The 16,483-nt window shown below is 30.1% G+C and carries 15 protein-coding genes; 8 read left to right on the top strand and 7 right to left on the bottom strand.

Annotated features, from left to right (window positions below; translation table 11 throughout):
• Window positions 1–116 precede the first annotated feature (116 nt).
• A complete protein-coding gene (gene secA / locus OD91_RS02140) occupies window positions 117–3,446 on the top strand; it encodes a preprotein translocase subunit SecA (protein ID WP_144894757.1) in 3,330 nt (1,109 codons plus the stop codon).
• Window positions 3,447–3,523: 77 nt separating this feature from the next.
• Here secA and OD91_RS02145 read toward each other — a convergent pair whose 3' ends face one another.
• Together OD91_RS02145 and OD91_RS02150 are read right to left on the bottom strand one after the other, a co-directional pair.
• Window positions 3,524–4,966 carry a glyceraldehyde-3-phosphate dehydrogenase gene (locus tag OD91_RS02145; protein WP_144894758.1) on the bottom strand — a complete coding sequence of 481 codons (1,443 nt, stop codon included), beginning with the start codon at window positions 4,964–4,966 and terminating at the stop codon, window positions 3,524–3,526.
• Between the two features lie 143 nt (window positions 4,967–5,109).
• Window positions 5,110–6,483 (bottom strand): S1C family serine protease, encoded by a 1,374-nt coding sequence (locus tag OD91_RS02150; protein WP_144894759.1) that lies wholly within the window; start codon window positions 6,481–6,483, stop codon window positions 5,110–5,112.
• A 131-nt stretch (window positions 6,484–6,614) separates the two neighbouring features.
• Between OD91_RS02150 and dapF the strand changes: the two genes are divergently transcribed.
• The 6 genes from dapF to OD91_RS02180 all read left to right on the top strand — a co-directional run bounded on the left by dapF (window position 6,615) and on the right by OD91_RS02180 (window position 10,983).
• Entirely contained in the window at window positions 6,615–7,391 is a 777-nt protein-coding gene (gene dapF / locus OD91_RS02155; protein WP_144894760.1) for a diaminopimelate epimerase, read from the top strand.
• A gap of 26 nt (window positions 7,392–7,417) precedes the next feature.
• Window positions 7,418–7,834, top strand: a complete 417-nt coding sequence (locus tag OD91_RS02160; RefSeq protein WP_144894761.1) for a GxxExxY protein — start codon at window positions 7,418–7,420, stop codon at window positions 7,832–7,834.
• Between the two features lie 11 nt (window positions 7,835–7,845).
• Complete coding sequence (locus OD91_RS02165) at window positions 7,846–8,367, top strand: GNAT family N-acetyltransferase (RefSeq protein ID WP_144896907.1); 522 nt, start codon at window positions 7,846–7,848, stop codon at window positions 8,365–8,367.
• A complete protein-coding gene (gene mltG, locus OD91_RS02170; RefSeq protein ID WP_144894762.1) occupies window positions 8,360–9,388 on the top strand; it encodes an endolytic transglycosylase MltG in 1,029 nt (342 codons plus the stop codon). The genes OD91_RS02165 and mltG overlap by 8 nt, the downstream gene beginning before the upstream one ends.
• A 4-nt stretch (window positions 9,389–9,392) precedes the next feature.
• Window positions 9,393–10,325 carry a DUF2279 domain-containing protein gene (locus tag OD91_RS02175; RefSeq protein WP_255513142.1) on the top strand — a complete coding sequence of 311 codons (933 nt, stop codon included), beginning with the start codon at window positions 9,393–9,395 and terminating at the stop codon, window positions 10,323–10,325.
• Window positions 10,326–10,401: 76 nt separating this feature from the next.
• On the top strand, window positions 10,402–10,983 hold the full coding sequence (locus OD91_RS02180) for a peptidoglycan-binding protein LysM (RefSeq protein WP_144894763.1): 582 nt from the start codon (window positions 10,402–10,404) through the stop codon (window positions 10,981–10,983).
• On the opposite strand, the gene OD91_RS02185 is transcribed toward OD91_RS02180, so the two are convergent.
• From OD91_RS02185 to dnaA, 3 genes are read right to left on the bottom strand one after another with little or no spacing between them, the layout of a single operon-like run.
• The gene (locus tag OD91_RS02185) at window positions 10,984–11,688 is read right to left on the bottom strand and encodes an SAM-dependent methyltransferase (RefSeq protein ID WP_144894764.1); all 705 of its coding nucleotides are present in this window, start codon (window positions 11,686–11,688) and stop codon (window positions 10,984–10,986) included.
• Window positions 11,678–12,139 carry a low molecular weight protein-tyrosine-phosphatase gene (locus OD91_RS02190; RefSeq protein ID WP_144894765.1) on the bottom strand — a complete coding sequence of 154 codons (462 nt, stop codon included), beginning with the start codon at window positions 12,137–12,139 and terminating at the stop codon, window positions 11,678–11,680. Before OD91_RS02190 ends, OD91_RS02185 begins: the two co-directional genes overlap by 11 nt.
• Window positions 12,140–12,149: 10 nt before the next feature.
• Window positions 12,150–13,577, bottom strand: coding sequence for a chromosomal replication initiator protein DnaA (gene dnaA / locus OD91_RS02195; RefSeq protein ID WP_144894766.1), 1,428 nt, complete (start codon window positions 13,575–13,577; stop codon window positions 12,150–12,152).
• A gap of 172 nt (window positions 13,578–13,749) precedes the next feature.
• Between dnaA and OD91_RS02200 the strand changes: the two genes are divergently transcribed.
• Window positions 13,750–14,148, top strand: coding sequence for a thioesterase family protein (locus tag OD91_RS02200; protein WP_144894767.1), 399 nt, complete (start codon window positions 13,750–13,752; stop codon window positions 14,146–14,148).
• Between the two features lie 48 nt (window positions 14,149–14,196).
• On the opposite strand, the gene OD91_RS02205 is transcribed toward OD91_RS02200, so the two are convergent.
• On the bottom strand, window positions 14,197–15,768 hold the full coding sequence (locus OD91_RS02205) for a PQQ-dependent sugar dehydrogenase (protein ID WP_144894768.1): 1,572 nt from the start codon (window positions 15,766–15,768) through the stop codon (window positions 14,197–14,199).
• A gap of 100 nt (window positions 15,769–15,868) precedes the next feature.
• Complete coding sequence (locus OD91_RS02210; protein ID WP_144894769.1) at window positions 15,869–16,480, bottom strand: YigZ family protein; 612 nt, start codon at window positions 16,478–16,480, stop codon at window positions 15,869–15,871.
• Window positions 16,481–16,483: the final 3 nt, after the last annotated feature.

Below are 16,483 nucleotides of genomic sequence, written 5' to 3' on the forward strand. Positions count from 1 at the left end.
GGTATTTTTAAAAATTAAATAAAAAGAAAAATAGGCTAGCAAACATTCTTGTTAATTAGCTGAATAACAATATTATAAGTCAATTTTTAAAATTGATAAAATAGCATACTTGAAAAATGAGCATACTAAATTCAATCATCAAAGTTTTTGTTGGAGATAAACAAAAAAAAGATCTTAAAATATTACAACCAATAGTTGAAAAAGTAAACACCTTTGAAACTACCATTAGAAGTTTATCTAACGATGAATTACGTGCGAAAACTGGAGAATTTAAAAATAAATTAAAAGAGGCTACCAAAGAAATAGATGATAAAGTATCTACTTTAGAAGAAGAAGCAAAAACTGCAAATATTGATCGACAAGAAGATATTTATGCAGAAATTGATACTTTAAAAGATGATGCCTATAAAATTTCTGAAGAAATTTTAGACAGCATAATGCCAGAAGCTTTTGCTGTTATTAAAGAAACTGCAAAACGTTTTGTAGATAATGTAGAAGTTGAAGTTACCGCTACTCCTTTAGATAGAGAATTATCAGGAGTCCATGAGCACGTTTCTCTTGATGGTGATTTAGCATATTGGGCAAACTCTTGGGATGCCGCAGGAAAACCTATTACATGGGATATGATCCATTATGATGTGCAGTTAATTGGTGGTTCTGTTTTACATCAAGGAAAAATTGCTGAGATGATGACTGGTGAAGGAAAAACGTTAGTTTCTACCCTACCCGTTTACTTAAATGCATTGACTGGAAATGGAGTGCATGTAGTAACCGTAAATGATTATTTAGCAAAACGTGATAAAGCATGGATGGCTCCTATTTTTGAGTTCCATGGATTAAGTACAGACTGTATCGATTATCACCAACCCAATTCAGACGCACGTAGAAAAGCCTATAATGCAGATATTACTTACGGAACAAACAATGAATTTGGATTCGATTATTTGCGTGATAATATGGCGAATTCTAAAGAAGATTTAGTACAAAGAGCTCCAAATTATGCAATTATTGATGAGGTAGATTCAGTATTAATTGATGATGCTAGAACGCCTTTAATAATTTCTGGGCCAATACCACAAGGAGATAGACACGAATTTAACGATTTAAAACCATTAGTAAACGAAATTGTTTCACTGCAAAGTAAGCATTTAGTGAGTGTTTTAGCTGAAGCTAAAAAATTAATTGCAGATGGAAATACTAAAGACGGAGGATTCTTATTATTAAGAGTTTTTAGAGGTTTACCTAAAAATAAAGCTTTAATTAAGTTTTTATCTCAAGAAGGTATAAAACAAACGTTACAAAAAACCGAGAATTTTTATATGGCAGACAACAATAAGTTGATGCCAGAAGTAGATGAAGATTTGTACTTTGTTATAGAAGAAAAAAATAATCAAATTGATTTAACTGATAAGGGAATTGCACATTTATCTGAAAAAACAGGAAATGAAACTTTCTTTGTATTACCAGATATTGGTGTGAAAATTGGTGAAATTGATACAGCTGAAACCACTCCAGAAGAAAAAGCTGCTGAGAAAGAAGAATTATACAAAGACTTCAGCATTAAAAGTGAACGTATTCATACCATGAATCAACTTTTAAAAGCATATACGGTTTTTGAAAAAGATGTGGAGTATGTTGTGATGGAGAACAAAGTAATGATTGTTGACGAACAAACTGGTCGTATTATGGACGGTCGTCGTTATTCAGATGGATTACATCAAGCAATTGAAGCAAAAGAAGATGTTAAGATTGAAGATGCAACACAAACTTTTGCTACCGTAACGTTACAAAATTACTTTAGAATGTATCGTAAGTTATCTGGAATGACAGGTACTGCAATTACTGAAGCTGGTGAATTATGGGAAATTTACAAATTAGATGTTGTAGAAATTCCAACTAACAAACCAATTCAGAGAGACGATAAAGAAGATTTAGTCTATAAAACTGCTCGTGAAAAATATAATGCAGTTATTGAAGATATTGTAAAACTTGTTGATGAAAAACGTCCAGTTTTAGTAGGTACAACTTCTGTAGAGATATCAGAATTATTAGGTAGAATGTTACAAATGCGTAAAATTCCACATAATATTTTAAATGCAAAATTACACAAACGTGAAGCTGATGTTGTTGCCGAAGCAGGTAAACCAGGTGTTGTAACTATTGCAACAAATATGGCAGGTCGTGGAACAGATATTAAATTATCTGACGACGTAAAAGATGCTGGTGGATTAGCAATTGTTGGTACAGAAAGGCATGATTCAAGACGTGTAGACAGGCAGCTACGTGGTAGAGCCGGTAGACAAGGAGATGTTGGGTCAACGCAGTTTTATGTTGCCTTAGACGATAATTTAATGCGTTTATTTGGTTCTGATAGAATTGCAAAAATGATGGATAGAATGGGATTAAAAGATGGTGAAGTTATTCAGCATTCTATGATTTCTAAATCTATTGAACGTGCGCAAAAGAAAGTTGAAGAAAATAACTTTGGAACAAGAAAACGTTTGTTAGAATATGATGACATCATGAATTCTCAACGTGAATTTGTGTACAAAAGAAGACGTAACGCTCTAGATGGTAAACGTCTACAAGTTGATATTGCGAACATGATTTATGAAACATGTGAATCTATTATCAATCAAAATAAATTAAATAAAGATTTTCAGAACTTTGAATTTGAGTTAATTCGTTTTTCTTCGATGACCTCTCCTTTTTCTGAAGAAGAATTTGAGCAATTATCTGAAAAAGAAATTACAGACAAATTATACGATATTGTTACAGAACATTATAAAAATAAAATCGAAAGAAATGCTGTTTTAGCATATCCTGTTATTAAAGATGTTTATGAAAATGAAGGTGACAAATATGAGCGAATTGTAGTTCCGTTTACAGATGGCGTAAAATCTTTACAAGTTGTTACTAACTTAAAAGATGCCTATGAAAGTGAAGGGAAATCGTTAATTACAGATTTTGAGAAAAACATCACCTTAGCAATTATTGATGAAAATTGGAAAGATCATTTACGTAAAATGGATGAATTAAAACATTCTGTACAAAATGCATCGTATGAACAAAAAGACCCGTTATTAATCTATAAGTTTGAAGCTTTTGAATTATTTAAAGTTACTGTAGATCAGATAAATAAAGAGGTGTTGTCGTTCTTATTTAAAGGTGAATTACCATCGCAAGATTCTAGTCAAATTTCTGAAGCGCGTCAGCAAAAAAGAGAAAAATTGAATACCAGTAAAGCGGATGTTCAAAATTCTACAGAACAAGCTATTCAGAATTCTAGACAACAAGAACCAGTTGAAACTATAGTTCGTGAACAACCAAAAATTGGTAGAAACGAACGTGTTACTATTAAAAATGTAATGAGCGGTGAGGAAAAAGAAGTGAAATTTAAACAAGCCATCCCTTTAATTGAAAAAGGTGAATGGGTTTTGAAATAAAAACTAATATTATACTATTACAATTTTTCAGAGATTACTTTATTATAAATTGAAGTAATCTCTGGGAGTATTAAATTCTAATAATACGTATACCTTCTCACTTTTGCAATATGTTTTGCTAATCGCATTACTTGATGCGAGTATCCGTATTCGTTATCATACCAAACATAAATTACAATCGTATTTCCATCTGTAATGGTTGCTTTACTATCAAAAATTGAAGGTGCTGTTGTTCCAATAATATCGGAAGAAACTAATTCGTTATCGATTGAATATTTTATTTGTTCTACCAAATCGCCTTCTAAAGCATATTTCTTTATGATTGAATTTATATTATCTACGGTTACATTTTGATGTAATTGTAAATTTAAAATAGCTAGAGATCCATTTGGCACTGGAACTCTAATTGCGTTAGATGTCAATTTACCTTCTAAAGCGGGTAATGCTTTTGCTACTGCTTTTCCTGCTCCAGTTTCTGTAATCACCATATTTAAAGCAGCAGCTCTACCTCTACGGTATTTACTATGCATATTATCTACTAAATTCTGATCATTAGTATACGCATGGATGGTTTCTAAATGCCCTTTTTTAATTCCAAAATTATCTTCTAACACCTTTAAAATTGGTGTAATCGCATTTGTTGTACAAGAAGCTGCAGAGAAAATATCAACATTGTCTGGATTATTATCTAAATGATTTACTCCATGAACAATATTTGGAATTCCTTTCCCTGGTGCTGTTAATAAAACCTTACTAGCTCCATTTGGAACTAAATGTCTTGACAATGCTTCTTTATCTCTAAAAGCTCCTGTATTATCAATAATTAACGCATCATTAATTCCGTATGTTGTATAATCAATATCTTCTGGTTGATTTGCAGAAATCATATATACAGTAGTTCCGTTTATGATTAATGCATTATTTTCTACATCAGTTTGTACGGTTCCTAAAAAATCTCCATGTACAGAATCGATACTTAATAAAGAAGCTCTTTTTTCTAACACAGTAGCATCAATTTTACCACGAGTCACTACCGCTCTTAAACGCAATTGAGACCCCTTCCCCATTTTAATCATAAGTTCGCGAGCTAACAAACGTCCGATTCTACCAAAACCATACAATACAACATCTTTTGGCTCAACGTTTTTAGTAGTATCAATATTTTTTAGTTGCTTTTTCACAAAATCAACTTTATCAGTACAGTTTGAAGGATTTAAATAGCATTCGTAAGCCAACTTACCAATATCTAATTTTGAAGCTGGCAATTCTATTTGCTGAACAGCTTGTGCAATTTCTAACGCATCTTGAATTGTAATTGGTTTTGCAACAAATTCTTTTGCGTAATTAATTAAGTTTAAAACTTCACTAGCTCTTTTGTCTACCAAAGGGTTTCTAAACAACACCAACTCAATTGACTTATCATACCACAAATCATGTATGATATTGATAAACTCAACTGTATCGCGTCTAGTTTGTGCTTGATTAACAACTTCTTTTTCGTAATTTATAATTGTTGACATACTAAAATTTTAAAATATCTATTATTTTTTTTGCAAAAGTATATCTTTTTTTTGATTCACGAAATCGATTTCGTTAAATATTTTATTCATAAAAAAACCTCAACTAAAAGTTGAGGTTTTTAAATTTTAAAAAAATATATTTTCTATCTAAAACGGAATCTTTCACGCTCTCCTTCTAAATTAATCATTTCAATTAAAACACTATATCTATTACTAGATAAATTATCTAATTGTTTAACAGCAATTGAAGCTTTACTAATTTTTTTATCATTGATTTTAGTAATAATAAACCCTTTTAAAGTGTTTTTTGCATTCGTATCATTTCCTGTTCTAATTATCTTCACACCGTTAGATATTCCAAACTTTTTTAGTTCTTTTGTTGTAAGATCTTTTAGCTCCCATTGAAACTCTGTAGAAATAAAACGGGCAGTTCTTTTTATCAATTTAACTCTCTTTGTTAAAGCATCTCCATCTCTATCAACTGTAACATTTACATAATCTCCCGGTCTTTTTGCAGTCAATTGCCCAGTAAGTTCCGAAAATTTAGAAATTTTCACATCATTAATTTTTTTAATGATATCACCATCCTTTAAGCCCGCTTTCTTAGCATTACTTTCTTCAGATATTTCTCTAATAATTACGCCTTCAATTTCATCTTTTACCTCTGGTGAAAAACCAATAATAGCATCTTGTACACTACCAAACTCTAATAAATCATCTACAATCTTTCTTGCAATATTAGAAGGAACTGCAAAGGAATATCCGATAAAAGAACCTGTTTTAGAAGTAATTGCAGTATTAATTCCAATTAATTCTCCACGAGTATTCACCAAGGCTCCACCACTATTTCCTGGATTTACAGCAGCATCTGTTTGGATAAATGAATCTACCGTTCTATTACCTTCTAAATCTCTTCCCTTTGCACTTACAATTCCTGCAGTTACTGTAGAAGTTAAATTATAAGGATTCCCTACTGCTAATACCCACTCTCCTATTTTTACGGTATCAGAGTTTGCGAAAGGAATATAAGGCAACTTATTATCTGCATTAATTTTTAACAAAGCGATATCATTTTTTTCATCAGTTCCAATTAACTCCGCTTTATATTTCTTTTGATTATTTAAAGTAATTTCTAATTCTGATGCATTTGCAATTACATGATTATTGGTAATAATATATCCATCTGGAGAAATAATAACACCACTACCTGTACCTACCTGTTTTCTTGAACCATTTCCATAAAACAAATCTGACCAAGAAGAAACAGAAGAACTAGTAGCTGTATTTTTAACATGAACTACGGTATTAACCGTTTTTTCTGCAGCTTTTGTAAAATCTGTAGATGTAAGCGGTTTGGTAACTTCATTAATTGCTGGTTTAAAATTAGTTTGCCAAGTTTGCATTGGCTGTTCAACTTGTTTTTTAACAATAACAGGTTCATTAAATAATTTAAAACCTCCAAGAGCAATTACACCTCCTAAAATAGCCATTCCTAAATATCCAAAAGCTTTCTTCATATTCATAATTTAATTTATAACTCAAATATACAATTTTAACATTTTCGCAAAATCTGTTTAACTAGTTTTTAACTGACTTTAACCACTTTTTAACAGTGTAAGTTTGTCATTGAAATTAGTACCTTTGCTTTATGAATTTAACTTTTCATAAATATCAAGGGACTGGAAACGATTTTGTTATGTTTGATAATAGAACAAAAACCTTTCCTAAACAAAACGTAGAAATCATTTCTAAATTATGTGATAGACGTTTTGGTGTTGGTGCCGATGGTGTTATTTTGATTGAAGATGATGAGAATCATGATTTTAAAATGATTTATTTTAATGCAGATGGGAGTCAGACTTTTTGTGGAAATGGAGGAAGATGTGCTGTCGCTTTTGCAAAAAAAATAGAAATTATTCATAACAAAACTAATTTTATAGCTTTTGATGGTTCACATTTTGCTGAGATAAATGAAGATATCGTTTCTCTACAAATGATAGATGTTGATGAAATACAAGTCAATAAAAATTCTGTATTTACTTATACTGGGACGCAACATCATGTTGAATTGGTTAATGATTTAGATAATTTTCCTGTTTTTGAAAAAGGTAGAGAAATTAGAAATCAATATAAAGCTCCAGGAAGTAATGTTAATTTTGTTGAACAAATTAATCATGAAACTTTTAGAGTTAGAACCTACGAAAAAGGAGTCGAAAATGAAACATTAGCTTGTGGAACTGGCGTAACCGCAGTTGCAATAGCTATGCATAAAACTAAAAAAACATCTAGTAATTTAATTTCATTACCTGTTGAAGGTGGAAAATTAGAAGTTTCATTTACTGAAGAAAATGGTATCTATAAAAATGTATTTTTAAAAGGACCAGCAACTTTTGTATATAGCGGTAAAATTAATCTGACCACATAGAGACATAAAAAAGAATAGAACCTTCATTGAAAGTAACTAAAAAATATCTTGACGAATTAACTTATGCTTTTATAGGATGCTGTATTAATGTTCATAAAGAATTGGGCCCTGGATTATTAGAGAATGTTTATCATCAATGTTTAATTGAAGAATTAAAATATGAGCAAATTTCTTTTTCATCAGAATTAGAAGTATCTGTAAATTATAGAGGCAAAGAAATTAATTCTAAATTAAGAGCTGATTTATTTATTGAAAACTGTTTGGTTGTTGAATTAAAATCTGTAAAAGAAATTCAACCTATATTTGAAGTACAATTATTAACATATATGCATTTGTTAAAAGCTCCTAAAGGAATTATTGTAAACTTTAATTGTTTAAATATATTTAAAGGAGGACAAAAAACTTTTGTAAATGATATTTTTAGCGAACTACCAGAAAAATAACTATGTTTCCTATGTCTCTATGTGGTCAGATAATTAATTTACGTGCTTTAGAACCCCAAGATTTAGATTTTCTATATCAAATAGAAAACAATGAGTCTTTTTGGCAAGTAAGTCATACACAAACTCCATTTTCAAAATACATTCTAAAACAATATTTAGAAAATGCTCATTTAGATATTTTTGAAGCGAAACAATTACGTTTAGTTATTGAAGAAAAAAGCAGTAATAAATCAATTGGAATGATCGATTTATTTGATTTTAACCCACAACATAAACGTGCTGGTATAGGAATTTTAATTCACCCAGATTCACAACAAAAAGGATTTGCAACAGAAGCTTTATCATTATTAATTGAGTATAGTTTTACACATTTAAACCTACATCAATTGTATGCCAATATTACTTCTAACAATACAAAGAGCATACAATTATTTACAAATCAAAAATTCAAACAAGTAGGTGTTAAAAAAGATTGGATTTTTAACAAAGGAATTTATAAAGACGAAATTTTATTTCAATTAATTCATGAATAAAAAAATTCTTTACATAGCGGCAGCAATACTTTTTTTAGTATCTGCAATTATTGGTTTTAACTATTATCAAAAAATATTTGGAAAGACCATTACTAAAAAAGGTGCTATTTTTATTGGTAGTAATTATCATTTAATGGATGTAAAAAAAATATTAACTGAGTTTACTACTAAACCAGAAGACTTCTTTTATGTAGCAGAAAAGAAAAAATTTACCAAACCAAAAGCTGGTAAATATGTTTTAAAAGAAGGAATGTCGATGAATGACGTTGTTAATCTTTTACGAAGTGGGAATCAAACACCAGTAAAAATTTCTTTTAATAATCAAGACACCTTAGAAAAATTGGCTGGTAGAATTGCGGAACAGTTAGAAATCGATTCAATTACTTTTTTAAAAGTAATTAAGAACCCCCAGTTTTTAGAAAAAAACAACTTCTCCAAAAAATCTGTTTTAGGAATGTTTATTCCAAATAGTTATGAATTCTACTGGAATACATCAGCAGAAAAATTTAGAGATAAAATGCTACGTGAATACAAACGTTTTTGGAATTCTGATAGATTGGAAAAAGCAAAGAAACTAAAGTTATCTCAAGAAGAAGTTATTACGTTAGCTTCCATTGTACAAAAAGAAACAGCAAAAAAAATAGAGAGACCAATTGTAGCCGGTTTATATTTAAATCGTTTAAAAAGTGGATGGCCATTACAAGCTGACCCAACTATTATTTATTGTGTCAAAGAAATAAAAGGGCAAGATTATGTAGTAAAAAGAGTCTTAACCAAAGATTTAGAAATCAAATCACCTTATAACACATATAAAAACAGAGGTTTACCACCAACATTAATTGCTATGCCAGATATTTCTGCGATTGATGGTGTTTTAAATGCTAAAAAACACAACTACTTATACATGTGTGCTAGTGTAGATAATATTGGTTATCACGCCTTTTCAAGCTCTTTACGCCAACATAACAATAACGCAGCTAAATATCATTTTTGGTTAAATAAACGAAGAATAAATCGTTAGTAAAATGATTGAAATAAAGAAAAAAAAGATGCTATTCTCGAGAAATCGAGAAGTTATTTTCTTACTACTTTTCTTTTTTTCATTTACTTTTTATGGCCAAAACTCAACTTTTTGGAAGAAATCTGACACACTAAACAAAAAAAGAAGAAATGCTGTTATTATTTCTGAAAGCATTTTAGGTTTAGGAACTTTAGTTGCGCTTGATCAATTGTGGTACGCGGATTTTCCTCGCTCGGGTTTTCATTTTATTAATGATAATAACGAATGGAAACAGCTTGATAAAGTTGGACACATGATGACTTCATATTATATAGGAAGAGCCGGTATGGAGGTTTTACATTGGTCTGGAGTGAAGAAAAAAGACCAACTAATTTATGGAGCTACCTTAGGTTTTACATTTTTAACTGCCATTGAAGTATTAGATGGGTTTTCTAAACGTTGGGGCGCATCTTTTGGAGATATTTTGGCAAATGCTGGAGGAACAGGATTATTAGTAGGACAAGAATTAATTTGGAAAGAACAACGAATTACTATGAAATATTCGTTCCACCAAACTGAATTTTCTCAGCGAAGACCCAATGTTTTAGGTAAAAACTTCATTGAACAATCTTTAAAAGATTATAACGGGCAAACTTATTGGTTATCAGCAAATATCTGGTCTTTCAACAAGAATAGTAATTTTCCGAAATGGTTAAATATTGCTTTTGGTTATGGCGCAGATGGGATGTTATACGGAACAGAATCAGTTACAAACTTAATTTCACAAGATCCTTTTAGACAATATTATCTAAGTTTGGATCTAGATTTAACAAAAATTAATACAAAATCAAAATTTCTAAAATCTGTGTTTTCTGTTATCAATTTTATAAAAATTCCAGCTCCTACCTTAGAAATTGACAGTAAAGGTCGATTTAAATTTCATTATCTGTATTTCTAACACATTTAATCACTCTGATTATCAGTAGTTTATTTTTTTTACAATATCTTTGCAACAGCAAAACAGAGAATTTTAAATTATTAAAAAAGTATTTTTAATAGCAATTATTTTTGTTTTTACTGGCTTTACATCCCTCAGTAAATATAACAAACCCCCATCAGAATTGGTGACTAACCCAATTTATAATGATGTAGAAATTCCTTATTTAAAAAATGATTTTGTTGGTTTTAAAGAAGCTGTCGCTTTTAAAGAATCTCAAGGAAAATATAACGTAGTTAATACATTAGGTTATTTAGGGAAATATCAATTTGGTAGAACTACTTTAGAACGGTTTAATATCTATAATACCCATTATTTTTTACAAAATCCAGAATTACAAGAAAAAGCATTTATTGCTTTGTGTAAAGTAAATAAATGGATTTTACGAAAAGATATAATTCGATCAGTTGGCAAAATCATTAACGGGATTAAAATTACAGAATCAGGTATTATTGCTGCCGCACATTTAAGTGGCGCAGGAAATGTAAAAAAATACTTGAGATCTAATGGTACTCAAAAATTTTCTGATGCTTATGGAGCCTCTATTCAATTATATCTGAGAAAATTTGCTGGTTATGATGTTTCTGAAATTGTAGCAGACCGAAAACCAATATTATAATTACTTCTGAATTATAAAAATTGCAGGTTTTTTATGTAAATCTGGATTTTCCGATTTCCAATCTTTTATCGATAATGTTTTAATATATTCTGATGATAAAGTTAAATCTACAGCAATACAAAGTTGTGTATTTGGTGTTAAACCAGCTTTTAAATCAGTAAACATTTTTTCGTTTCTATAGGGAGTTTCAATAAATATTTGCGACTGATTTCTATCTTTTGATAAACGTTCTAAATCTTTAATAGCTCTTTTTCTATCTGATTTATCAATTGGTAAATACCCGTTAAAAGCAAAATTTTGTCCGTTTAAGCCAGAACTCATTAATGCCATTAAAATAGACGAAGGCCCTACAAGTGGAATTACTTGTATGTTCTTTTCATGCGCTAATTTTACAATCACAGCTCCTGGATCTGCAACTGCAGGAACACCAGCTTCAGAAAGTAAACCAACATTAACTCCTTCATTACAAATATCTAGGTAAGTACTTGTTTCAATATCTTCTGCATACTTATCAAGCAGCATTATTTTTAAAGAAGATTGCTCTTTTCTAGAAGTAATTTTTTTTATAAAACGTCTTGCAGATTTTTCGTTTTCAACAATAAAAACATCAACCTCTTCAATTACTTTTTTTACAGATATTGGCATTACCTCAAGAGGCTCTGTATTTCCTAATGTTGTTGGGATTAAATAAAGTTTACCTTTCATTGTCTAATGTATTTACAACTATTTCACACGCTTCCTCTAGCATTCTATACACATTTTCAAAACCTTCTTTTCCGCCATAATAAGGGTCTGGAACACTATTGTTTTGATCTGGATACACTTCATTTAAAATCATCTTCACTTTGCAAGTATCAGCCTCACCTCTAGATAACGTCAAAATATTATAATAATTACTTTCGTCCATTGTATAAATAATGTCAAAAGCATCAAAATCATTTACAGTGAATTTTCTAGCTCTCTGATTGGTTATATTGATGTTATATTTTCTAGCCACTTCAATTGAACGCTCATCTGGTAGTTTACCTACATGATATGCAGCAGTTCCAGCTGAATCTACTGTTATCTTTTCTGGATTCACTTTAGATTCTAAAATACCATGTGCTAATGGAGAACGACAAATATTCCCCAAACAGACCATTAAAATGCGTTTCATAATGAGAAGTTTAGAACGTCAACTTCTTGGTTAAGTCTTCTACGTACTTTCTGAATTGCTTATCAGTTTCAGTTAAATTATCTACTGTTTTACAAGCATGTAAAACGGTTGCATGATCTCTCTGACCAATCTGATTTCCAATACTTGCCAACGATGTTTTAGTTAATCGTTTTGCAAAAAACATAGCTAATTGACGTGCTTGTACAATATGACGTTTTCTTGTTTTAGATTGTAATGTTGCAACATCCATATCAAAATATTTTGATACTTCTTTTTGTATAAAATCTATAGAAACTTCTTTCTTAGTGTTTTTTACAAATTTATCTACAATCTGTTTTGCTAATTCTATCGTATATTCTCTTCTGTTAAAAGAAGCTTGTGCAATCATAGAAATTACAACACCTTCTAACTCACGTACATTAGATTTAATATTTTTAGCAATATATTCTATAATATCTTCTGGCATTTCTACACCATCTCTAAACAATTTGTTTTCAAGAATAGAAATTCTAGTTTCATAATCTGGTGCTTGCAATTCTGCCGATAATCCCCATTTAAAACGAGATAATAAACGTTGTTCGATATCTTGCATATCAACAGGCGCTTTATCAGACGTTAAAATAACTTGCTTCCCATTTTGATGTAAATGATTAAATATATGGAAGAATACATCTTGTGTACCAGCTTTACCCGATAAGAATTGAACATCATCAATAATTAACACGTCAATCATTTGATAGAAATGAATAAAATCATTTCTAGTATTCGATTTTACAGAATCTATAAATTGCTGGGTAAATTTTTCTGAAGAAATATATAATACAGTTTTGTCTGGATATTTATCTTTTATATCTACACCAATAGCATGTGCTAAATGTGTTTTTCCTAAACCAACACCTCCATAAATTAATAATGGATTAAAAGAAGTTCCACCTGGTTTATTTGCTACTGCCATACCAGCAGAACGCGCTAAACGGTTTGAATCTCCTTCAACAAAATTTACAAAATTATAGGTTGGATTTAATTGTGATTCTATTTTAACTTTTTGCAATCCTGGAATTACAAAAGGGTTTCTAAGTTCTCTTTTATTAGTATCCAAAGGAACCGTAACCTTTTGAGGTTTTAATGGATTTCTATTTGAACTTGGAATTTTTACTGTCTGTGGTCTATTACTACTATACGTATTTTCCATACGCACATCGTAAATCAATTTTGCATCTTCACCCAATTGTCTAACCAACGCAACTCTAAGCAATTTAATATAATGCTCTTCTAACCATTCATAAAAAAACTTACTAGGAACTTGAATTGTTAACGCTTCACCTGATAACTTAACAGGTTTGATAGGTTCAAACCAAGTTTTATATGCTTGAGGTTTTATATTGTCCTTTATAAAAGACAAGCATTCGTTCCAAACTGATTCAGCAGTTTTAGCCATGTATAGATTGACAGATATTTTTGGTTAATGTTTGGTTATTCTGGACTCTTTTCTACCTTTTTCTTAAGCCTTACAAAAGTGTGAATAATTTTTAGTATAAAAAAATGATTTCGCTATTGATTATTAACTTTTTTTTTCGTACAATCTGAGCTAATAAAACCAACAATATTATATGCTAGAGCACAACTCCTCATTTAGAGTGCGTTACGGAGAAACAGACCAAATGGGTGTTGTTTATCATGGTAATTATGCACAATATTTTGAACTAGGTAGAACCGAATTATTACGTTCTTTAGGGATTACTTACAAAGATATGGAATTAGGCGGAATTATGCTACCCGTAATTTCGTTAAATTTTCAATTTAAAAAGTCATCTTTTTATGATGAAATTTTAACAATAAAAACTATACTAAAAAAAAAACCAGGTGTAAAAATTGAATTTGATGTTGAAATTAAAAATGAAAAACAAGAAATTGTAACCACCGGAAATGCTGTTTTAGTTTTTATGGATATGAAAAAGAAAAAACCTATGCGTTGTCCTGATTATTTATTAGAGAAATTAAATTTTTAGAAATTTCGCAAACTCTTTAACCTAAATACTGTTTTTTATACTTTAAAATTAGTTTTTTATAAATTTAAGAGTGTATGTTCTATCCTTAAAAATTAAATGCACAAAATGAATTCCGTTTGAAAAATTTGATACATCTATATCATAGTTTGAATCAAATTTTACTTCAATTGATTTCCCTAATAAATTTGAAATCTTAAAACCTTTTAACTCATTATACTTTTCAAGACCTTTAACTTTTAATCTATTTTTAGTTGGATTAGGGAATAATTTAACTTTAAGAGGCAAAGTATTATAATCTTCGGTAGAAGTTGTTTCATTGTAGGTATAACCTATTATTTTATCTCCTCTATTTACACCTCTATTATTTATCAAATAGATTGTTTTCCCATCGTTGGATACCGCAACATCTCTTAATCTCCCATTCAACCCTTGATCGGCTCCAAAGAATTTTTTAGGGTTTGGATTTGATGCTGTTGACGGAACTAGTTCACCATTAGCTTGAAGTTTAAATTGATACACTTCTCTATCTGTTGACACCCCATCTTTAAGAGTTACAACTAACAAACTATTGTTCCATTCTGGAATACCATTACTACCATAATAAGTTCCACCAGATGGCGCAACTGTACACCAATCTAACCAATAAGATGAAGTACTTGGCGTATTACACCAAGCAAATAAAGGCTCTACCAAAGCATCATTTGTAATTGATGCGTTTGGAACATAGTTAGCTACATAAGTAGCTTCTCCAGAAAAACTATTATCGTCATGATAACCACGAACATCCTTCCATCCATAATTCATCCCTTTTTGCAAAACATTTATTTCATCATCTGTTCTGTCTCCATGTTCGATATCGTAAACTAAATCTAAATTTGGATTATACATTAATCCTTGAGGATTTCTATGTCCGCGAGTAAAGAATGAATTTCCTGCAATCGGATTATCAGAAGGAATTGTTCCATCCATATTAAATCTGTGAATTTTTCCGTTCTGAGTTGTTACGTCTTGAGTAAAATTATTAGGATTAGTAGATTGAGGATTGTAACAATCAGGATTATTATCTTCTGATCTACCCAAATCTCCAACTGATAAATAAAGATATGATTTGTTTTGTTGTTTTACCGCTAACAACCTACCTCCTAAATGATCATAACCGTTACTAATATCATTTACAATATTAGTATTGCTAACTACTGTATCAGAAGAATTGTCCCATTTTAATCGCTTAATTCTAAATTTTGTACTTGGATCATTTGTTGTACCACTATTATATGAGTACACATAATAAATATAAGAATTAGCTGAATTTAGAAAATCAGGATCTAACGCTAATCCTAGAGTTCCAAATCCAATCGCTTTATTACAAAAAGGCGAATCTTCTTTATCATCTCCTCTAAAATAATCTGGTGCTGTATAAACAATTTGTTTCTCACCGTTTGATGGATTTACTCTAACGACTTTACCTCCAGATTCAGTTAACCACAAGAAATTATCTGGGCCATATGTTATTTCCCAAGGTGAGGCTAATTGCGTTGATAATTCGAATCGAAAAAAAGTTTGAGATTGTACTGAAAAAAATACAGAAAATAAGATTCCTGATAATAAAGCATGTTTCATAGTAGTTTTTTGTTGTTTGGTTATTATAATTATATGATGAATTACTTAATTAAATTCAAAATAACAATCTAATATACTGAATTTTAGAACAGTAAAAAACCTAAGACAATTTTTTTATTTCAACTTTATATAAATTTTCGAAGATTTGAAAAATTGTAGTTGCTTCTTTTTTTCTAACAGAAATTGTGTATTCACAATTAAGTTCTAGTTTTTGATTGATTATTTTTAAGTTTTTCTCTTTAACAACTCTCATCACTTTATTCATTAAATCATACCCAAAAGTGAGTTTAAAATGAATATCAATCGTTTTTTCTATTATTTCTGAAGCTTCCAAAGCTAACTGTGCAGAATTCTTATATGCATTTATCAATCCTCCAACACCTAGTTTTGTCCCACCAAAATAACGAACTGAAACAATTAATATGTTTGTTACTTCGAAAGATTGAATTTGTCCGTAAATAGGCATACCCGCAGAATTATTAGGTTCGCCATCATCATTTGCTCTAAATCGTATTTTTTCTACTCCAAATTGCCAAGCATAACAAAAATGACGTGCTGAGTGATGTTTCTTTTTTAATAGCTCTAAACAAGTTTTTACATCTTCTTCATTTAAAACTGGAAACGAATATCCAAAAAACTTACTATTCCTGTCTTTAAACAGCGTTTCTTCAGAAGGTTTATCAATGGTTTTATAGGCGTCGTTTACTTCCATACT

This window comes from Lutibacter sp. Hel_I_33_5 (assembly GCF_007827455.1).
In the GTDB taxonomy this organism is placed as follows: Bacteria; Bacteroidota; Bacteroidia; order Flavobacteriales; family Flavobacteriaceae; genus Polaribacter.